We start from the raw sequence: 19317 nt of genomic DNA, 5'->3' as shown, positions 1-19317 counted from the left end.
TGGAGCCCGTCAAACTATCCAGGGATCCCGGCAGCCGGGGTGAATGTACTTGCCCAAGTAGAGCTGGTTGCCCGTCTCGTTCCACTGCACAAAGTCGAAAATTTGGGTGAGCAGGAGCATTCCCCGCCCTGACTCTTCCGTTTCCAGGATGCCGCAGCGGCAGCGGTTTAGCTCCTCCTGGGGACGAAAGCCGGATCCCTGATCCCGCACCAGCCACTGATAAAACGGCTCGGAGCTGGCGTATTCGACGATCACCCTCTTGTTGGGATCCAGACCATTGCCATGGCGGACAGCGTTGATGAGGGCTTCTTGCAGGCCCAGGCGTACCTCTGCCCTCCAGGGAGGAGGAACTTTGGCAACCAACAGATCCAGAATCGGCTGCGTGTAGAGGGTGGAGGGAAAGCTGATAACGCTCCAGGAGCAATGGGCGGGTTTTAGGGACAGGGCAATCACAGGGGCGGTCTTCCCGGCGCACAACGCTCTTGTCGATCTTAGCAATGGCCGTCTGCGTCGGCCGGCGCAGGCCAGTTTCGGGAAAGGGGTGGCCATTTTTGCCGTACCATCTTGAGTGGTGAAGCTCTTCGCGGTTACCCCTGTTGCTATGGTGATCAAAGTTGGCGATAAAGTTAGGGTGCGCTCCATTCGCGATCGCGGGCAGGAAGAGGTGAGCGCCCTGGTGGGCAAGGAGGGCGTGGTCCTGGCGCGGCGGGTGGTCGATGGCAGCGGGATTGGCTATATCCTGGAGTTTCCTGACCGCTCGCGGCACTGGTTTTTCGAAAGTGAGGTGGAGGAGGTCGATTCTAACCCGACGCAGGAGAAGGCTCGCTGAAGCGCTGGAGGCAGCCAAGCAGGCTTCCCCATGCTGGTGTTTCGGCTTGGTAGCCAGCTTCGGCGCCGTTGTAGAGCTAGGGAAGCTTATAATATCTTGCCGTTTTGGGAGGTGGCTGTGGCTTCTCCCCATCTAAATCGCCGTTTGTTGGCCCGCCAGATGGCTGCGCAAGTGGATGGCCTGACCGTCAAAATGGCTGCCGCTGCCCTAGAGGCCATGCTAGACAGCATCAGCCAATGTCTGGCGGAAGGAGGATCCGTGCGGCTGGCGCGCTTTGGCACCTTCTTGCTGCGGCCCCGTCCGGCCCGGCAAACCTATCACCCCCGCACTAAGGCTCCTGTCCACATCCCGGCTGCCCAAGTGCCCTATTTTGTCCCCAGCCCGGAGCTGGGACACCCTAGGAGAGAACGCCGAGGGGATCTGGAAGCGCCGCCATCCGTCTAGAATGGCTGTTCTGCTTTGGTTTCGCACCGATTTGCGCCTGCTGGATCACCAGCCGCTGACGCGGGCTTGCCAGCAGGGATCCTTCCTCATTCCCCTCTACTGCCTGGATCCGCGCCACTTTGGCCGGACGGCCTTTGGCTTTCCTAAGACCGGTCCTTTCCGCGCCCAGTTCCTGCTGGAAAGCCTGGCTGACCTGCGGCAGCAGCTTCGGGCCCGCGGCTCTGATCTGGTCATCCGCCAAGGCCAGCCGGAGCAGGTGATCCCGGCCCTGGCGCGGGAGTGGGGGGTGAAGGCTGTCTATGCCCACGAAGAGGTGGGCACGGAGGAGGAGGCGGTTGCCAGGGCCCTGCAGCAAGCGCTTCAGCCCTTAGGGATCCCGCTGCACCTGGAGTGGGGCCACACTCTCTACCATCCTGCTGACCTCCCCTTTGCCCTGGCAGACCTGCCGGAGGTGTTCACCCGCTTCCGCCAGCAGGTGGAAGCCAAGGCCGCCATTCGCGCTCCCCTGCCCATCCCCTCCCTGCCGCCCCTGCCGCCAGGGCTGGACCCTGGCCCTCTGCCCACTCTGGCGGAGCTGGGGTTGAGCTTGCCGCCGCCGGATCCCCGCGCCCGCTTTGTCTATGCCGGCGGCAGCACCGCCGCCCAGGCCCGCCTGCAGACCTATATCTGGGATCTGGACCGGCTGCGCGTCTACAAAGAAACCCGCAACGGCATGCTGGATCCCAACGACAGCTCGCGTCTTTCTGCCTGGTTGGCGTTGGGTTGCCTTTCTCCTCGCACGGTGTATGCCGAAGTCAAGCGCTACGAGGAGGAGCGGGTGCGCAACGAATCCACCTACTGGCTGGTCTTCGAGCTGCTGTGGCGGGATTACTTTCGCTTCATCCTGGCCAAGCATGGCGCCAAGCTGTTTTGCCCCGCAGGGATCCAGGGGATCCCCATCCCCTGGCAGCAGGACGGGGATCGCTTCCAGGCTTGGTGCCGCGGCGAGACCGGCTACCCCCTGGTGGACGCCAACATGCGGGAGTTGGCCGCCACCGGCTTCATGTCCAACCGCGGGCGGCAGAATGTGGCCAGCTTCCTCACCAAAAACCTGGGGATCGACTGGCGTCTGGGGGCGGAATGGTTTGAATCGCTGCTGATTGACTACGACGTGGCCAGCAACTACGGCAACTGGAACTACACCGCCGGCGTGGGCAACGATGCCCGCGGCTTTCGCTACTTCCACATTCCCAAGCAATCCCGCGACTACGATCCCCAGGGCCACTACCTGCGCCACTGGCTGCCGGAGCTGGCCGGGATCCCGGGGGACAAGATCCACGAGCCCTACCGCCTCAGCGCCGCTGAGCAAAAGCAGTTTGGCGTGCGGCTGGGGGTAGACTATCCCCGCCCCGTGGTGGATTTGGGAAAGTCCCTGCAGGCCAGTCGGCGGGCTTACGAAGCGGCCCTGGCCCGCTACCGCCGCGGCTAGGGGGATCCCCTGGAAACGGGAGTAGCGGGCGGGGGGAGGAGGCGGCTAAGACGGCGCAGGCCAGGCAAACCTGCATCCACCACCACCACGCTGCCATCTGGCAAAACGAGCAAATCGCCGGGCTGTTCAAACCGAGCCACAGAAGCAGGGCCATCCTGCCAGCCTGGCTCATCCTGTCCGGCCAAGGTGGAAACCTGTCCATTGGGCTGCAGGCGCCGCAAGCGATGGTTGTCTCGGTCGGCTAGCCAGAGGATCCCCGCACTGTCGAAGGCCAGCCCTGCAAGAGTTTGAAAACGGGCTTCCGCCAAGGGGCCATCGCGGTAGCCTGCTTCCGCCCGCGAGAGGGTGGTCAGTTGCCCGTCGGCAGAGAGCCGGCGCAGGCGATGCCGGTCTGCAATCCAGAGATTCCCTTCCCTGTCCACCGCTAGGGCCGTGGGTTGCAAGAGCTGAGCTTGGTCTGCCGGCCCATCGGCGGATCCCGGCTGGCCGGTGCCAGCGGCCGTCGTCACTTTGCCCGTGGGAGTGATGCGGCGGATGCGACGATTGGCGCGATCGGCCACGTAAAGGCTGCCGTCTAGACCCAAGGCCAGGCCAAAGGGCTCGCGAAACTGCGCCTCGTCGCGCTCCCCGTCGCGGTAGCCGGCTACACAAGTGCCGGCAAAGGTGGTGACCTGTCGCTGGCGGCTGATGTGGCGTAGGCAGTGGTTGCCGCTGTCGGCCACCCACAATCCTCCCTTGGGATCCCAGAGCAGCCCCTGGGGAGAGTCGAACTGCGCCTGATCCGCTGCTCCGTCTCGATGGCCGGCCTTGCCACTGCCCGCCCACACCTCCAGTTCCCCTTCGGGAGAAAGCCGAAAAATCCGGTGCTGGGCCGGGTCAGCTAAGTAAAAGAATCCTTCCGGGTCGACGGCAATGCCGCCGATCTGTCCGAGGGAGAGTCTGGACTCGCCGCCGCTATCGGAGGCGCTGTTCCCGGGGTTAACTGCCGAGGAGGTGCGGCCATGCAGCAAGGTCTCCACCCGCCAGGCTGAGGCTGCTGCCGCAGTAGGGGTGGGTGAGGGGGTAGGGGCCGGCCACTCGTAAACCAGGGTTCCCAACCCCTGCCCTGCAGCATCGGCAACGGCCACCCAAACAGTGCCGGCAAGGGAGGCCGGCGGCATCACCGTTAGGCGGTCGTTGCTGCGGGAGCGGATCTCCCCTCTCCAGCTGCGCTCGGGATTGGCGGCTGAAGCGAAGAGAACCGTTTCTGCCCGCTCCAGATTTTCCCCCGACAGCAGCAACGGCTGGCCGGGCGCCGGCACCCCCGATCCCGTGTGCAGCAGCGGCACCTCTACCCCGGAGAGCACCAACATAGAAAGGCGGCGATTGGCACCGCCAGAGCCCCCAGAACGGGCAGAAAGGGTCAGGGATCCCTTTCCTTGTGCCAAGGTGGTGGATCCCCGGTAGGCAATGGCGCTGAGCTCCGCTTCCCCGGCAGGTGGGTTGGTAAAAGTGAAGGTGGCCGGCTGCCCTAGGCGCAGGGGCGCGTTGGCGGTCTGGCGATAGCTGCCCAGGGTAATGCTGAGATCGATCCCCTCCACCCCCGGCCAGGTGGGGGTACGAGCCAGCCAGCGATCCACCTCGGAGGCAGGGAGCTGGGCCACCAGATCGGATCCTTGTTCCTGGAGGAGCAGGACGATGCGGTTGTTGGGCACCGCCAAACCCGATTGGCGGGCCTGTTCGAGTGTGAGAGCGGCGGGGGCGAGGGGAGTTGGGGTGGAAACCGGCTGCAGGGCAGAAGGGGAAACGACGCTGGGAGACAAATTAGAGGAAGAGAGCTCGCCGCAGGCCGAGAGGGCCAGCACCAGAGCACTCAGCGCCGGCAAAGATAGCGGTGCAGGGGAAGCCCGTCGTGGCATGATGCAGCTCATCCTCTCCCACAAACTGGGAAGCGGCGGGAACCCAAACCTCCATGTCGATAGCAACTCACGTAAAAGCCGGCAGAAATTGCCCCGCTACTTTTTCTGCGGACAGCCGCGCCCCACCGCCTGCTCGGCATAGGGAAACCCCTCAGCCAGCCTCGCAGGCCTTGAACCCTAACCCTATCCATGCTTAAGCCGTCTCACCCAAGGGTGAGTTGCACTCCTCACTTCTTAATATCCTTACTCAAATCCCCGTCGAAAAGCCAGATGGCAATCGGATGCTCGCCAAGCCATGTTCGTTTTTGTCCGCTCGATATCCCAGCCTCTTCGAGCAGAAGCCTCCAGCCCGGTGGAAGGCCGGGGCTAACCTATGGGTCCGGAATTGGCCACCCTCGCGGATAGATCAAATAGACGGTACCCCCGGAGTGGGCCAACCACAAAGGCTCTAGCTGGTCGCGGCGGTAGGTGCGGCGAACTTCTTCGTTGGTCTTGGCCGCCGGATCGTGGAGGATGGGATCCCCTTGGCGGTCGAACCCCACCAGCACCGCCAGATGGCCGTTGCTTTTGGGGATCGGCGCCCCCTCCAGCTCGCCCTCGCCCCAGGCATAGCTGAGGATAGCCGGCACGCCGGCCGCGATCCAGGCTTCTGCCTGGGCCAGGCTCTGCAGCCGCGCCACCACGCCGGCCAAACCCCGCTCGGCGGCATGAGCCACGTTGAAGGCCCAGTTGCCGTGGCCCTGGTAAACCCGGTCGTACACCCCGGCCGCCGCGGCGCGCACCAACGGCTCACAGGGGGGGGGATCCCGCTGCCAGTAGGCCATCACCATCGCCAAGGCAGTGGGGCTGCACCAAGCTGCTCCCCCGTCGGCATAGACCATTTGGGAACACAAGGGCAGCTCCAAGACCTGGCCCCAGCGGCTGGGATCCCCAGGGGAGAGGCGGTCGGGCTGGGCCGGCTGGTTGGAAAAGGCAACCGCCACCTGATCCACCAGGGGAGAGCGGCCCGCCTCTTGCGTGAACAGGCGCACCCTGACTTGGAAAGCCTCTGCCCCGTTGTGGGTATCCTTGAGCACCAACAAGTCCGTGTGCAGGTTGCCATCTGCGTCTTCCTGCCCGCGCACGGAGTGGCTGGCCAGGGTGGGCGGATCGGCAGCCCACACGCCGGCGTGATACCACTTCGTCCAGCGCCCCGCAAGCTTGGCCCGGATCTCCACTTCTAGCCAGGTGCCGGGAGGGGTGGTGGCATTCCAGGAGACGATTGCTTCCACCAGAGGAAAGCTGGCGGGAACTTCCGGGCTGATGGCTTCTCCCACCCAATAGCTGCCGGGGGGATGAAAAGGACGTCCGCGCAATGGCGACTGCGGCTCCTCAAGGCTGACTTCTTGCCGCCAGCTCTCTGGATCTAAGACCAATTGCCCTTGGGCGTTCAGCCGGATCCCGCGGGCTGACCAGCCCTGAAAACCTTGGGGGGCATGCCAGCGCTGCAACCTGGTGCGATAGGGGGAGTGGCGCTGGGCTTGCATTGTCAAGAGTCCTGGAGAAGTTGCAACCGGCTGGGCCAACGCGGGCAGGAGCAGCACAACGCCGCTGACCAGCCCAGACAGCCTTTGCCAGGAGTCTTTGCCTTGCGGCAGCATTGTCGGCTTGCCCCCACTAATAGTGCGACACCGCCGGATGCCCCTTAATGTACCAGCGCCAGGGAAGCTCTACCCCGCGGGTAATGCCGATGCGGGTAGTTTGGACAATGGGGAACTGTGCCTCCCAAGCAGGGGATCCCTCTAGCCAAATGCCTTCCTGGCCGGCTGCCACCGGTTCCAGCCGCCAGCCATTGTGGGATCCGTCGATGCGCAGCGCTTGGCAGAGCAGGCCCGGCCCCGCCGCCACCCGCGCCGGTTTCAAGCGCTTGTTGGCCGGGATCCACTCCGGCAGGCAATCCAACTGGGCTGCCCGGATCAAAACCGCTGACGCGATCCCTTCCGCCTCGGTGACGATGTTGAGACAGTGGTAGAGGCCGTAGATGCGATAGACGTAGAGATGGCCGGGCGGCCCGAACATCACCTGGTTGCGGCGGGTCTTGCGGCGATAGGCGTGGCATGCCGGATCGCCGGCGGTGTAGGCTTCCGTTTCCACAATCTGCGCCCGCACCTGCAGCCCATCGGCAAATTGCCGCACCAGCACCATGCCCAGCAACGTAGGCGCCACCAGCGGCGCCGGCTTGCTTAACCACTCCCAAGCAGCCACAGCCGGCTCGGCAACTTTCATCCCCCGGCAACAGCAGGGACGATGCTCACCTCATCCCCATCCTGTAGAGGCGTGTCCGATCCCTGGAGGAAGCGAATGTCTTCGCTGTTGACATAGAGATTGACAAAGCGGCGCAATTCCCCCTTTTCATCGCACAGCCGCGCCTTGATGCCCGGATAGGTCTGCTCCAAGGCCTCCAGCAATTCCCGAACGGTGGATCCCTCGCAACTTACCACCTCCTGATCCCGGGTGAGCACCCGCAGCGTGGTGGGAATTAACACCTTGACTGCCATAAGCCAATGCTTCGTCCAGCGACCAACCTTAGAAGACTAGGGTAGCAGCACCCCGTCAATGCCGTGAATCACCCCGTTGGCAACCGGAATATCCGCCAAGTTCACATTGGCCCCGTTGACCCGGATGCTGCCATCGGCTCCCACCTGCACCCGCAGCGGCAGCCCCGCCAAGGTGGTCAGAGTGGCCGATTGGCCAGGCCGCAGGTCAAACGAGGTAATCCGCCCCGGCACCACATGATAGGTGAGGATGCGGGTGAGCTGATCCCGATTGGCCGGCTGCAACAACGTCTCCACGGTGCCCGGCGGCAGTTGCCCAAAGGCCACATCGGAAGGGGCAAAGACCGTGAACGGCCCCGGCCCCGCCAACGCCGTGTTCAGCCCCGCCGCCCGCAAAGCCGTCGCCAACGTCGAGTAGCTGCTGGGCAAAGTTTCCAGCTCAACGGCAATGGTGTTCAGCCCCTGAGGCCGAGCCGTGGGAGCCAAAGCAAGGGGGGTCAACACCGCCACTGCCACCGGCAAGCAGCGACGCGCAAAGTGACGGACAGAACGGAGGATAGGCATGGTGCAGAGCTCCTGAGCGAGTGGGTCTGTGCCAGGGATCGTAACAGTTCTTCACTAAGACGCCGTTAAGAGCCCAGGGGGATCCCTCTCGCTTCAAACCGAAGCCTCCTGCCAGTCCAGCCGCTCCAGAGTGCGGGCGCGCTCCAATGCCTGTTCAAAGCTCTCCAGCTTGGGCGAGATCACCAGCGGATGGCCCACGTGCGCCTGCACCGCCTCCTGGGTTTTCAAGCCATTGCCGGTAATATAGGCTACCGTAACCGCCTCAGGATCAAGCTGGCCCGATTCGGCCAGGCGTTTGAGCACGGCAATGGTGGTGCCGCCAGCCGTCTCGGTGAAGATGCCCTCGGTCTCGGCCAAGAGCTTGATGCCGGCCACGATCTCGGGATCCGTGGCCGTCGCGATCTGGCCGCCGGTTTTGCGGGCAATCTCCAGGGCGTAGATGCCGTCGGCAGGGTTGCCGATGGCAATAGACTTGGCGATGGTATTCGGCTTAACCGGAGTAACAAAATCCCGCCCCTCGCGAAAGGCCTGGGCAATGGGCGAACATCCCTGCGCCTGGGCGCCGTGGAAGATAACCGGCTTCTCCGCCACCAGCCCCACCTTCACAAACTCCTGGAAGCCTTTGTAAACCTTGGTGTACAGGGATCCCGACGCCAGCGGGATCACCACCTGATCCGGCAGTTGCCACCCCAGTTGCTCCGCCACCTCGTAGGCCAGGGTTTTCGAGCCTTCTGAGTAGTAAGGGCGCAGGTTGATATTGACAAAGCCCCAGCCATAGCGATCGGCCACCTCGGCGCAGAGGCGGTTGACCTGGTCGTAGTTGCCCTCCACGGCCATGACGGTGGGATTGTAGATGAGGGATCCCAGCACCTTGCCCGCCTCCAGATCCGCCGGGATGAAGATGGTGCAGTCCAGGCCGGCGTGGGCGGCGATGGCAGCCGTGGAGTTGGCCAAGTTGCCCGTGCTGGCGCAGGAAACGGTGGTAAAGCCCAGCTCCTTGGCGCGGGTCAGGGCCACCGACACCACCCGATCCTTAAAGCTGAGGGTGGGCATGTTGACGGCGTCGTTCTTGAGGTAGAGGTTTTTTAACCCCAGCCGCCGGCCCAGCCGCTCCGCCTTCACCAGCGGCGTCATGCCGGTGCCCACATCGATGGGCCGCTCCGAAAGGACCGGCAGGAAAGGTCGGTAGCGCCAGATGGAGAGCGGCCCGGCCTGGATGCTCTGCCGGCTGACAACGCTCTTGAGCCAGTCGTAGTCATAGACCACTTCCAGGGGGCCAAAACACAGGTCGCACACGTGCTTGGCCACCGGCTCATACTCGGCCCCACATTCCCGACAGCGCAAGCGCCTAAAGCCCACCTGGAGGGTGCGCAAGGCCGAGCTGGGCGGCAAATCGGCAGGGCTGAGCGGGCGGTGGGAAAGGGTTTGGGTCATAGGAAGCCTCAGACAGGAGAAAGGGCTGGATCTTGTTTACCCGTCGTCGAGGGCAATCCTATCACCCGCGATCGACCCCGTCAACTAAACCCGACTAAAATAGTCTGAATTAGATCCGGCTGGGGAGAGCGGGATCCTAGCCGGTTTGGGCAACCTCGGAGCGGCAGACTGGTGGAGGTCTGGCTTTCTCTTGCCGAGATTTGGGGATAGCCCTCTATCCGTCGCTAGACTGGAGAAACAAGCTGTAACAACCTAATTGGGATAGGGGATCCCGGTATTCCGCGGGGGCGATCCTATGCTCAAAGTTGGACGGGACAATGTGGACTTTCTCGACCACTACGACGTGATCGTCGTGGGTGGGGGACACGCTGGCTGTGAAGCGGCCCTGGCGGCAGCGCGGCTGGGCTGTAATACCTTGATGCTGACGTTGAACCTGGACAAGATCGCCTGGCAGCCCTGTAACCCCGCTGTGGGGGGCCCGGCCAAGTCGCAACTGGTGCACGAAATCGACGCCCTTGGCGGCGAGATGGGCAAAGTTACCGACCGCACCTATTTGCAAAAGCGGGTGCTCAACCGCTCGCGGGGGCCGGCGGTATGGGCCTTGCGGGCGCAAACCGACAAGCGGGAGTACGCGCGGGTAATGCGCTCGGTGGTGGAAAACCAGCCCAATCTGAGCATCCGCGAGGGCACTGTTACCGACCTGGTGCTGGGGCGCAACGATGAGGTGGTGGGCGTGGTTACCCATTTTGGCAGCGTCTTCGGCTGTGGGGCGGTGATCCTGACCACGGGCACCTTTCTGGGAGGGCGCATCTGGATTGGCCGCCACTGGCAGCCTGCTGGCAGAGCGGGGGAATTTGCCGTCGAAGGCCTGACCGACACCCTGCGCCAACTGGGCTTTGAGACAGGTCGGCTGAAGACGGGCACCCCTGCCCGTGTGGATCGCCGCAGCGTCGATTTTTCCGTGATGGAGCGGCAGCCAGGGGATCCCGACCTGCGCTGGTTTAGCTTTGACCCGGAGGTGTGGGTGCCGCGGGAGCAGATGGACTGCTATCTCACCCGCACCACGCCGGAGACCCACCGCATCATCCGCGAAAACCTCCACGAGACGCCGGTCTACGGCGGCTGGGTGGAGGCCAAGGGGCCCCGCTACTGCCCCAGCATCGAAGACAAGATCGTCCGCTTTGCCGACAAGGAAAGCCATCAAATTTTTATTGAGCCAGAGGGGCGGGATCTGCCGGAGCTCTACATCCAGGGGTTCTCGACGGGGATGCCAGAAAAGATCCAGATCCAGATGCTGCGCTCCCTGCCCGGCCTGGAGCGGTGCGTCATGCTGCGGCCTGCCTACGCCGTGGAATACGACTATCTGCCGGCCACCCAGCTCTACCCCACCCTGATGACCAAGAAGGTGCAGGGGCTGTTCTGTGCCGGCCAAATTAACGGCACCACCGGCTACGAAGAAGCAGCAGCCCAGGGGCTCATTGCCGGGATCAACGCCGCCCGGTTGGTGCAAGGCAAACCCTTAGTCACGCTGCCGCGGGAGTCCAGCTACATCGGCACCCTCATCGACGACCTCTGCACCAAAGAGCTGCGGGAGCCCTACCGCATGCTCACCAGCCGCTCCGAATACCGCCTTATCCTACGCGCCGACAACGCCGACCAACGCCTCACCCCCCTGGGGCGGGAATGGGGCCTCATCGACGACCGCCGCTGGGCCCTCTTCCAGGCCAAGCAGGCCCGCATTGCCGCCGAGATCGAGCGCCTGGAAACCCAGCGGGTTAAGGCCCACGACCCCGCCGGGATCCACCTCAGCCAACTGACCGGCCAGGGGATCAAAGGATCCGCCACCTTGGCCGAGCTCCTGCGCCGCAACCCGATCCACTACGCCGACCTGCTAGAGCTGGGGTTGGGAAATGAGGAGCTGGATCCCTTTGAGCAGGAGGCAGCAGAAATTGCTGTCAAATACAGCGGCTACATCCAGCGGCAACAAGCCCAGATCGAGCAGGTGAGCAAGCAGTACCACCGCCCCCTGCCCCCCGATCTGGACTACCACTCCATCCCCACCCTCTCCAAAGAGTCGCGGGAGAAACTGGCAGCAGTCCGGCCTCTGACCGTAGGCCAGGCCGCTCGCATTGGCGGCGTCAACCCCGCCGACATCAATGCCCTGCTCATCTACCTAGAGGTGAGACAACGTCAGAAGACGGCTGCTGCAGCTCCCGTCGGGGCCTGACCGCAGCCGCCGCTCCCCTGGCCGTAGAGGGCAGGGATCTCTTCCAGGGTCAGGCGCGAGGCCACCCCCAGCTCCAGGGGCGAGGTCTCTCCCCGCAGCCAGTGGCAAAGGCCAGCTGCCCCAATCATGGCGGCGTTGTCGGTACAGAGGTTTGGGGGCGGGATCACCACCCGCAGGCCCTTTTGGCGGCCCGCTTCCAGCAGGCGAGCGCGCAGCTCCCGGTTGGCGGCCACCCCCCCTGTAACCAGCAGCGTCGAGAGGCCCAGCGCCTCGGCACAGGCCACGGCTTTTTCTGTGAGCACGCGGGTGAGGCAGGCCTGGAAGCTGGCGGCAATATCGGCCACAGGCAGCTCCTGGCCTTCCTGCTGCAACTGTTGGACCAGGCGCAGCACCGCTGTCTTCAGGCCGCTGAAGCTGGTGTCGTAGGGGTGATCCAGTTTGCCCTCGGGCAAAGGGAAGCGATCGGGATCCCCTTGTTGCGCCCAGCGGTCGATCTGGGGCCCGCCCGGATAGCCCAGCCCCAACAGCCGCGCCACCTTGTCAAAGGCTTCGCCGGCGGCGTCGTCGCGGGTGCGGCCCATCGTCTGGTACTCCCCGTAGTCCTTCATCCAGATCAGGCTGGTGTGGCCTCCTGAAACCAAAAGGCCCAGGCAGGGGGGACGCAAGTCGGCTGCTGCCAAAAAGCCGCTGAACAGGTGGCCCTCCAGGTGGTGCACCCCGATCAAAGGTTTGTTGTAGAGCAGCGCCAAGGTCTTGGCCGCCATCAGCCCCACCAGTAAGGATCCCACCAGGCCCGGCGCACAGGTGACGGCAACAGCATCCACCTCGGCCATGCCCAGCCCAGCCTGCTGCAGGGCGGACTCCAGCACAAAGGGCAGAGTTTCCACATGGCGGCGGGCAGCCACCTCCGGCACCACGCCCCCGTAGGCTGCATGGAGGTCGATCTGGCTAGCCACCACAGAGCTGAGCTGCCGTGGGGCAAAGGTCGGCCAGGCCGCATCTGCCTCCACCACAGCCACAGCTGTTTCATCACAACTGGTTTCAATGGCGAGGAGGCGGAGCATAGAGGAAAGGCGGGAGTTTCCTTAAGAATTGTGTGAGCTAAAACTCGCAATCCGTTGGAGCGAGGTACTCGGGAGTATGATACTAACCGTTTAGTGCCCGTTGCTGCACTTAGCATTCCTGCACATTTAACAGACCTAGACCCCTAGCTTAAGGACACATCCTGCTATGCGAACCCTTTTGAGTCTCCTTTTAGCCCTTTGCCTGGCGCTTGGCCTCGCCCAGGCTGTGCAGGCAGAGCCCTTGATCGGTCTGAAGCCTTGCAGCGAAGTTCCCGCTTTTCAGGCCCTGATGAACGAACGGCTGAGCAGCCTCGAAGAGAAGATCCTCAATGCCAGCCCTAACCTGGCTCCTCTCTACCAGCAAAAGTTGGCCCAAACCGAGAAGCGCTTTGAGCGCTACAGCAAGCTGCTCTGTGGCGAAGAAGGCTTGCCCCACCTGGTTACCGATGGCCGCTGGAGCCATGCAGGCGAGTTTCTCATCCCTGGCCTGCTTTTCCTCTACATCGCCGGCTGGCTGGGCTGGGCTGGGCGCTCCTATCTGATTGCTGTCCGGAATAGCGACGAGCCGGAGATGAAAGAAAGCATCATCGACGTCCCCTTGGCGCTGCGCTGTTTCCTCACGGCTTTGGCCTGGCCTGCCGCTGCTTTCAAGGAAATTGCCAGCGGCGAAATTCAGGAGCCGGAAGAGGCCGTGCCCATCTCTCCTCGCTGAAGAAGGGGCTTCTCCTCGGCTTTTGGCTTAGCTTCACCCATCCAACTTGAGAGGTATGTATGTCTGATTTCACCAAGTTTCTCACCACGGCTCCAGTGGCCTTTATCTTGTTTTCCAGCTTCGTTTTTGCGCTGTTCATCGAGATCAACCGCTTCTTCCCCGACATTTTGACGTTCTGAACTCGCAAGCCAGGGATCCCCAGCCGCGCCAGCAACACCCACAGGGATCCCTGGTCTTTTGAGCCAGACTTTTTGGAATTTGAGGTTTTTCTAACCCTTTTTGCACTGGAACCAGAGTTGCCGACATGGTTGAACCCACTGCCGATACCGTTTCTCCTAATAGGGGATATATCGCCGTCCCGGAAGGGGATCCGCAGATTGGCGATTTCTGGACGCCGATCAACCACGCGCCTGTTGTCCGTCTGTTGATAGACTGGTTGCCCATCAACCGGCCGGGATTGAGCTCCATTTGGCGGGGTTTGGAAATTGGCATGGCCCACGGCTATTGGTTGGTGGGGCCTTTTGCCAAGCTGGGGCCGCTGCGCAGCGAGCCCATCGGCCTGCTGAGCGGTTTCCTGGGAGCCTGTGGCCTGATCTTAATCATGACGGCAGCTCTCTCTCTCTACGGCACCGTCTCCCCGCAGCGCAACGACGGGCCGGTGCAGGGATCCCAATCTTGGAGCGAACTGGCCGCCGGCTTTTTGGTAGGGGGCATGGGCGGGGCAATCGTCGCCTACCTGCTTCTGCTCAATGGAGATCTGTTGTTTCCCAATTTTGGTTAAGCGGCTTCCCCTCTCCATCCATCCCCTTGTCTTGGACGGCCTTGCGAGTCTCTCCATCCTCTGCTGAGCGGCGGCTTGGCCAGATGGGCTCTGCTTTCCAGCTTTTCGCGTTGATGCCGGCCCGCTTGCCCACAGCTTCCCTGGATTTTGCTCTCCAGCTTCTTGACGGGGTTTCAGCTGGCTTTTCAAGGCTTGCAGCGTCTTTGTGATCCAATAACCTGAGCAGGCGAGGGAAAAGTTCAGGGCAGCAGTGAGACTGGCAGAAGGCAGGAAGCTTGCCCTAGCATAGACTGAGCCAGCCAGTGGAGTCTCGAATTTGCTATGAACCGACGGCAGCGGTTCTAGGCATTTTTCCAAATAGCCAAATAGTTTTTGTAAGCTGTCGTGAGCGATCTCCTGTCCGATCCCACTTCTGCAAGCTTCTCTTTGGCTGAGATCGGTCGCCTGTCGCCTGCAGCCCTGGCCTACCTGGGAGATGCCATTTACGAACTGCACGTGCGACGGCAGCAGTTGTTTCCTCCCACTCGGCCAGAGCTTTACCATCGGCAGGTGGTAAGGCGGGTACGCGGATCTGCTCAGGCCAGATTGTTGTTGGCGCTTTTGCCCTATCTCAGCCCTGAAGAGCGGGAGATCGTCCGCTGGGGCCGCAACGGCTGCGGTCGTCCACCCCGCCACTTGCCCTTGGCCGACTACCAGAATGCCAGTGGCCTGGAAACCATCTTGGGCTACCTTTACCTCACCGATCCCGAGCGGCTACGCCACATTCTCGCTCTCACCGATGTTTTGGCCAAGACGATAGGCGAGGGGGAAGGTTAAGATCGGCTTTTACTCTGCACCGTTCTCTGCCCATGCCCAAGCCTTCCCAATGCAAACCTCCCTTACGGCTGTCTCGCCGGAGCAAGCTGCAGCGGCAAGGGGCGGGGCAACCCTTCAACAAGCCCAAGCAGACCAAACGGCGCGAGGGGGGCTCCCCGCTCCATCTCCAGCCGGCGGCGCAAGAGCCGCCCGTAAAGCCGCTTCGTCGCAAGGCTGAGCAGGAGCGCCCCCAGCCAAATCCCAGCCCTCCCGTTGCCAGTCCAGAAGACGGGGAGCTGCAGGTTAACCGGGATCCCGAAGCCGAACCTGAACAAGAGATCATCTACGGTCGCCAAACCGTGTTGGCTGCGCTGAGAAGCCAGGCCACCCTTAACCGAGTGTGGGTGCTGCCGCGGTTGCGCTACAGCCCCCAATTTTGGTCTTTGTTGGAAGAAGCCAAAGCACGGGGTACCGTCATCGATGAGGTGTCTCTCCAGCGGCTAAACCTTCTCACCGCTGGAGCCAACCACCAGGGGATCGCCGCCCAGGCCACCCCTTACCGCTATGTGGATCTGGAAGAGCTGGTGGAACAGAGCCGCCAGTCCGGCCCCCATCCGGTGCTGGTGGTGCTGGACGGGATCCAGGATCCCCACAACCTGGGGGCTATTGCCCGCAGCGTGGAGGCGTTTGGCATGCAGGGGATGGTGATCCCACAGCGGCGGGCGGCAGGCGTCACTGCGACGGTGATGAAGGTGGCAGCGGGGGCCCTCTCTACTTTGCCGGTGGCGCGGGTGGTGAACTTAAATCGCGCCCTGGAATATCTTAAAGGGCAGGGGTTTTGGGTCTATGGCACCACCAGCCAGGGGGCTGCCCCTATCTACAGCGCCGACTTTCGCCGACCTATTGCCTTGGTGGTGGGATCCGAAGGGGAAGGCATCAGCTTGCTCACCCAGCGCCACTGCGACCAACTGCTGTCGATCCCCTTGGCGGGCCGCACGGAAAGTTTGAATGCTTCGGTGGCGGCGGGCATCGCCCTCTACGAGATCCACCGGCAGCGCTCCCCCCACCGAGGTCGAAACATTTCTCAACAAATCCTCAACGAAGGCAGTAGAATCTAGGTGATTGCAAAAGATCCTGAGTCATCCTTTGCGCTTAATAGGGGGGATGGATCCCGTGGGCAACCCTTTGGTCTGGCTGTTGGATAGGCTGCGGGGCCTAGCAGTCTGGGTTGAGATCACCACCGACGACTGCACCTATTACTACGGCCCCTTCGCCAGCGAGAAAGAAGCAGAGGCGCATAAAGGTCGCTACATCGCCGACCTGAAGGCGGAGGGGGCTGAGAAGATCGAGGTTCAGATAAAGAAAATGCGCCAGCCGCAGTCGCTGACGGTGGTCCGCACTCCTTCGCGGGTTCGTTCCTGATGACGGCTATGGTTTACCAGGTAACCGTTCATCACCGGGGCCAAACCTACCGGTTTACCGCGGCGGCAGATCAGACAGTTTTACAGGCGGCTCTCGAACACGGCCTAGAGCTGCCCTCTTCCTGCCAGGCGGGAGTCTGTACCACCTGTGCAGGGAGGCTGAAGTCGGGATCCGTGGCCCAGCCTGACGCCATGGGGATCGGGCCGGAACTCAAGGCTCAGGGCTTTGTGCTGCTGTGTGTAGCCTATCCTACTTCCAATCTAGAGGTGGAGACGGACCAAGAGGAGGAGGTCTATCGTCTCCAGTTTGGCTCCTAGCCCTGCTTGGATATCCACCCCCGTTGAGGGCAATTCTGTGCGGGTTACTCAAAGGAGTTCTAACGGCCTGTGAAGCTGCACTTTCTCCGCCTTTCCCTGCCCCTAAGCCTGCCGGTTTCTGCTGCTCGACTGGAGGGATCCCTTACCGAGCAGGTGGCCCAGGAGCTAGGACAGCCAGCTCAGCTTCTGCGCTGGAGCCTGACGGCGGTGGAGGGGGATAGGGCTTGGGTGGAGGTAGTAGCTACTACCGACGATGGCCATTCCGATTGAAGACAGCCCACCCCTCTCCTTAGGAAGAGGGGAGTTGGGGATAGCGCCCGCGCCGCCGGCGCGTTCGCAACTGCGTTGCCTATCGGGTCTGAAAGAGTTTTCCCAAGACCTCAGAGGCTAGCGGGAATCATTTCGTTGCTACGCTGAAGGACAGAAATGGCTAGCGGTACCCTCGGCAGTTTTTGTCCTTTGGCCAATGTCTGTCCCCACATCTGAACCAATGTCGGCTCCAATGTTGGCCGAGCAGCATCCCCCTGTTGCCCTCACCATTGCCGGATCCGATAGCGGCGGCGGAGCGGGCATTCAAGCGGATCTGCGCACCTTTGCCTTCCAGCGCGTCCACGGCACTTCCGCCCTCACCTGCGTAACTGCCCAAAACACCCTCGGGGTCAACCGCGTGGATGCGCTGCCGCCGGAGGCGGTGGCCGCCCAGATTGAGGCGGTGGTGCAGGATATCGGGGTGCAAGGGATCAAAACCGGCATGTTGCTCAATGTCGAGATCGTGCGGGAGGTGGCCCGCCAAGTGGAGCGGTGGGCCCTGCAGCCGCTGGTGGTGGATCCGGTGATGGTCTCCCGCACCGGGGCCAAGCTGCTGGCAGAAGACGCCATCCAGGCCATCCGCGAGCGGCTGATCCCGCTGGCCCAGGTCGTTACCCCCAACCGCTACGAGGCCCAGATTTTGGCAGGGATGGAGCTGCAGTCATTGGCGGATATGGAGGAGGCGGGCCGCCGCATCTACGCCCTGGGCTGTAAGGCGGTTTTGGTCAAGGGGGGAGGTATGCCAGGGGAACTGCAGGGGGTGGATGTGTGGTTTGACGGCGAGCGGCTGGAGATCCTCAAAAGCGAGCGCATCCCCACCCGCCACACCCACGGCACCGGCTGTACCCTCTCGGCAGCCATTGCGGCGCAACTGGCTTGGGGCAAGGATCCCTTGGCGGCGACGCTAGCAGCCAAGGCCTATGTTACCGAAGCCCTGCGGCATCCTCTGGCCATCGGCGCAGGACAAGGGCCGGTGGGGCACTTCTACCCGCTTCTCCAGTCTTAGCCCCCTTCTTCGCAGCCGGCAGCCGCTCAGGCTGCCGGGGGAGGTTGAACGGCCCCGCTGGCTAGAGCAGTTCCCGCACGTCCACCACTTTGCCGCTCACGGCCGCCGCCGCCACCATGGCCGGGCTCATGAGCAGGGTGCGCCCACTGGGGGATCCCTGGCGACCCTTAAAGTTGCGGTTGGAAGAAGAGGCGCTAATCTGCCGGCCTACGAGGCGGTCTGGGTTCATGGCCAAACACATGGAGCAGCCGGGATCCCGCCACTCAAACCCTGCCGCCTCAAAGATCTCGCGCAGGCCCTCGCGTTCCGCCTCCTGCTTGACCCGCTCCGAGCCGGGCACGACAAACGCCTTCACTCCAGGCGCTACTCGCTGTCCTTTGGCAATCTTGGCCGCCTCCCGCAAATCGCTCAAGCGGCCGTTGGTGCAACTGCCAATGAAGCAGACATCCACTGGCGTGCCCACGATGGGATCCCCCGGCCGCAAGCCCATGTAGGCATAGGCTTCCTTGGCCAGCTCCCGCTCGCTTTCCGGCAGCTCTTCCGGTGCCGGGATCCGCTCGTCCACCCCAATGCTCTGACCAGGGGTGATTCCCCAGGTTACGGTGGGGGCGATCTCTGCGGCCTGAAACACCACCACGTCGTCGTAGACGGCGTCGGGGCCGCTGGCCAGGCTTTGCCACCAGGCCACTGCCTCCTCCCAGTCGGATCCCTGAGGAGCAAACTCCCGTCCCTTTAGATACTCAAAGGTTACCGCGTCGGGATTGACGTAGCCGCAGCGGGCTCCCCCCTCGATGGACATGTTGCAGAGGGTCATGCGCTCCTCCATGCTCATGGCCTCGATGGTGCTGCCGCCGTATTCGTAGGCGTAGCCCACCCCGCCTTTGACCCCCAGCTTGCGGATGATGTGGAGGATCACATCCTTGGCGTAAACCCCCGGCCCCAACCTGCCGTGCACCTCGATGCGGCGCACTTTGAGCTTGGACAAGGCCAGAGTTTGGGTGGCCAGCACGTCCCGCACCTGGCTGGTGCCGATGCCGAAGGCAATGGCCCCAAAGGCCCCATGGGTAGACGTGTGGCTATCGCCGCAGGCAATGGTCATCCCCGGCTGCGTCAGCCCCTGCTCCGGCGCAATCACATGCACGATCCCCTGCTGGCCGGAGCCGCTGTTGTAGAAGCGGATGCGATATTGGCGACAGTTGCGCTCCAGCTCCTGGATCATCTCCTCTGCCAAGGGATCCGCAAAAGGTCGCGTCCGGTTGTCGGTGGGGATAATGTGATCTACCGTCGCCACCGTCCGCTCTGGAAAAAGAACTGGCAGATTGCGCTCCCGCAGCATGGCAAAAGCCTGGGGGCTGGTGACCTCGTGGATGAGGTGCAGGCCGATGAACAACTGCGTCTGCCCCGAGGGCAAAACCCGCACCGTATGGGCGTCCCAGACTTTGTCGAACAACGTCCTCTCGCTCATCTTCCTCTCCGGCCTGCGGCCAAGCCAGTTTTGAGCTGCTTTCCGTAG

22 protein-coding genes are annotated in these 19317 nt (G+C 62.8%); 13 read left to right on the top strand and 9 right to left on the bottom strand.

Annotation, left to right across the window (positions count from 1 at the left end; genetic code table 11):
• Positions 1 to 9: 9 nt before the first annotated feature.
• Positions 10 to 453: an ATP-binding protein gene (locus CYA_RS01435; RefSeq protein ID WP_011429217.1), complete on the bottom strand. Its 444-nt coding sequence runs from the start codon at positions 451 to 453 to the stop codon at positions 10 to 12.
• 148 nt (positions 454 to 601) lie between these two features.
• Here CYA_RS01435 and CYA_RS01430 point away from each other — a divergent pair, with 148 nt between their 5' ends.
• The 3 genes from CYA_RS01430 (at position 602) to CYA_RS01420 (ending at position 2741) form a co-directional block, all read left to right on the top strand.
• Positions 602 to 829 (top strand): cytochrome b6f subunit PetP, encoded by a 228-nt coding sequence (locus CYA_RS01430; protein ID WP_041438789.1) that lies wholly within the window; start codon positions 602 to 604, stop codon positions 827 to 829.
• A 111-nt stretch (positions 830 to 940) separates the two neighbouring features.
• Positions 941 to 1273 (top strand): HU family DNA-binding protein, encoded by a 333-nt coding sequence (locus CYA_RS01425; protein WP_228375401.1) that lies wholly within the window; start codon positions 941 to 943, stop codon positions 1271 to 1273.
• A 1-nt stretch (position 1274) separates the two neighbouring features.
• Positions 1275 to 2741, top strand: coding sequence for a DASH family cryptochrome (locus CYA_RS01420; protein ID WP_011429214.1), 1467 nt, complete (start codon positions 1275 to 1277; stop codon positions 2739 to 2741).
• On the opposite strand, the gene CYA_RS01415 is transcribed toward CYA_RS01420, so the two are convergent.
• The 6 genes from CYA_RS01415 to thrC form a co-directional block, all read right to left on the bottom strand.
• On the bottom strand, positions 2738 to 4639 hold the full coding sequence (locus CYA_RS01415; protein ID WP_148203170.1) for an NHL repeat-containing protein: 1902 nt from the start codon (positions 4637 to 4639) through the stop codon (positions 2738 to 2740). The two genes, CYA_RS01420 and CYA_RS01415, sit on opposite strands and share 4 nt — an antisense overlap.
• Before the next feature lie 371 nt (positions 4640 to 5010).
• Positions 5011 to 6279 carry a peptidase C39 family protein gene (locus CYA_RS01410; RefSeq protein ID WP_011429212.1) on the bottom strand — a complete coding sequence of 423 codons (1269 nt, stop codon included), beginning with the start codon at positions 6277 to 6279 and terminating at the stop codon, positions 5011 to 5013.
• 16 nt (positions 6280 to 6295) lie between these two features.
• Entirely contained in the window at positions 6296 to 6904 is a 609-nt protein-coding gene (locus tag CYA_RS01405) for a DNA-3-methyladenine glycosylase (protein WP_049749704.1), read from the bottom strand.
• A complete protein-coding gene (locus CYA_RS01400; protein ID WP_011429210.1) occupies positions 6901 to 7176 on the bottom strand; it encodes a ubiquitin-like small modifier protein 1 in 276 nt (91 codons plus the stop codon). Before CYA_RS01400 ends, CYA_RS01405 begins: the two co-directional genes overlap by 4 nt.
• Positions 7177 to 7212: 36 nt before the next feature.
• Positions 7213 to 7737 (bottom strand): fasciclin domain-containing protein, encoded by a 525-nt coding sequence (locus CYA_RS01395; RefSeq protein WP_011429209.1) that lies wholly within the window; start codon positions 7735 to 7737, stop codon positions 7213 to 7215.
• A gap of 93 nt (positions 7738 to 7830) precedes the next feature.
• Positions 7831 to 9171 carry a threonine synthase gene (gene thrC / locus CYA_RS01390; RefSeq protein ID WP_011429208.1) on the bottom strand — a complete coding sequence of 447 codons (1341 nt, stop codon included), beginning with the start codon at positions 9169 to 9171 and terminating at the stop codon, positions 7831 to 7833.
• 295 nt (positions 9172 to 9466) lie between these two features.
• On the opposite strand from thrC, the gene mnmG reads away from it, so the two are divergent.
• Positions 9467 to 11398 (top strand): tRNA uridine-5-carboxymethylaminomethyl(34) synthesis enzyme MnmG, encoded by a 1932-nt coding sequence (mnmG, locus tag CYA_RS01385; protein ID WP_011429207.1) that lies wholly within the window; start codon positions 9467 to 9469, stop codon positions 11396 to 11398.
• Here the strand turns inward: mnmG and tsaD are convergent.
• Positions 11362 to 12462 carry a tRNA (adenosine(37)-N6)-threonylcarbamoyltransferase complex transferase subunit TsaD gene (gene tsaD / locus CYA_RS01380; RefSeq protein WP_011429206.1) on the bottom strand — a complete coding sequence of 367 codons (1101 nt, stop codon included), beginning with the start codon at positions 12460 to 12462 and terminating at the stop codon, positions 11362 to 11364. The genes mnmG and tsaD overlap by 37 nt on opposite strands.
• A 166-nt stretch (positions 12463 to 12628) precedes the next feature.
• Between tsaD and CYA_RS01375 the strand changes: the two genes are divergently transcribed.
• The 9 genes from CYA_RS01375 (at position 12629) to thiD (ending at position 17804) form a co-directional block, all read left to right on the top strand.
• Positions 12629 to 13174, top strand: coding sequence for a photosystem I reaction center subunit III (locus tag CYA_RS01375; protein ID WP_011429205.1), 546 nt, complete (start codon positions 12629 to 12631; stop codon positions 13172 to 13174).
• Between the two features lie 59 nt (positions 13175 to 13233).
• Positions 13234 to 13353, top strand: a complete 120-nt coding sequence (locus CYA_RS01370) for a photosystem I reaction center subunit IX (protein WP_011429204.1) — start codon at positions 13234 to 13236, stop codon at positions 13351 to 13353.
• A 125-nt stretch (positions 13354 to 13478) separates the two neighbouring features.
• Complete coding sequence (locus CYA_RS01365) at positions 13479 to 13955, top strand: photosystem I reaction center protein subunit XI (RefSeq protein ID WP_011429203.1); 477 nt, start codon at positions 13479 to 13481, stop codon at positions 13953 to 13955.
• A gap of 384 nt (positions 13956 to 14339) precedes the next feature.
• Complete coding sequence (locus tag CYA_RS01360; protein ID WP_011429202.1) at positions 14340 to 14771, top strand: ribonuclease III domain-containing protein; 432 nt, start codon at positions 14340 to 14342, stop codon at positions 14769 to 14771.
• Positions 14772 to 14803: 32 nt separating this feature from the next.
• The gene (gene rlmB, locus CYA_RS01355; protein ID WP_011429201.1) at positions 14804 to 15868 is read left to right on the top strand and encodes a 23S rRNA (guanosine(2251)-2'-O)-methyltransferase RlmB; all 1065 of its coding nucleotides are present in this window, start codon (positions 14804 to 14806) and stop codon (positions 15866 to 15868) included.
• Positions 15869 to 15914: 46 nt separating this feature from the next.
• Positions 15915 to 16172, top strand: a complete 258-nt coding sequence (locus CYA_RS01350) for a DUF1816 domain-containing protein (protein ID WP_011429200.1) — start codon at positions 15915 to 15917, stop codon at positions 16170 to 16172.
• A complete protein-coding gene (locus CYA_RS01345) occupies positions 16172 to 16489 on the top strand; it encodes a 2Fe-2S iron-sulfur cluster-binding protein (protein ID WP_041438053.1) in 318 nt (105 codons plus the stop codon). The genes CYA_RS01350 and CYA_RS01345 overlap by 1 nt, the downstream gene beginning before the upstream one ends.
• Positions 16490 to 16558: 69 nt before the next feature.
• On the top strand, positions 16559 to 16759 hold the full coding sequence (locus tag CYA_RS01340) for a hypothetical protein (protein WP_011429198.1): 201 nt from the start codon (positions 16559 to 16561) through the stop codon (positions 16757 to 16759).
• Positions 16760 to 16979: 220 nt separating this feature from the next.
• Positions 16980 to 17804, top strand: coding sequence for a bifunctional hydroxymethylpyrimidine kinase/phosphomethylpyrimidine kinase (thiD, locus tag CYA_RS01335; RefSeq protein ID WP_228375400.1), 825 nt, complete (start codon positions 16980 to 16982; stop codon positions 17802 to 17804).
• A gap of 61 nt (positions 17805 to 17865) precedes the next feature.
• Here the strand turns inward: thiD and leuC are convergent, their stop codons facing one another.
• Positions 17866 to 19269: a 3-isopropylmalate dehydratase large subunit gene (leuC, locus tag CYA_RS01330; RefSeq protein WP_011429196.1), complete on the bottom strand. Its 1404-nt coding sequence runs from the start codon at positions 19267 to 19269 to the stop codon at positions 17866 to 17868.
• Positions 19270 to 19317: the final 48 nt, after the last annotated feature.

The sequence above is a fragment of the Synechococcus sp. JA-3-3Ab genome, assembly GCF_000013205.1.
GTDB lineage: Bacteria > Cyanobacteriota > Cyanobacteriia > Thermostichales > Thermostichaceae > Thermostichus.
This window is presented reverse-complemented; position numbering and strand designations above follow the sequence as displayed.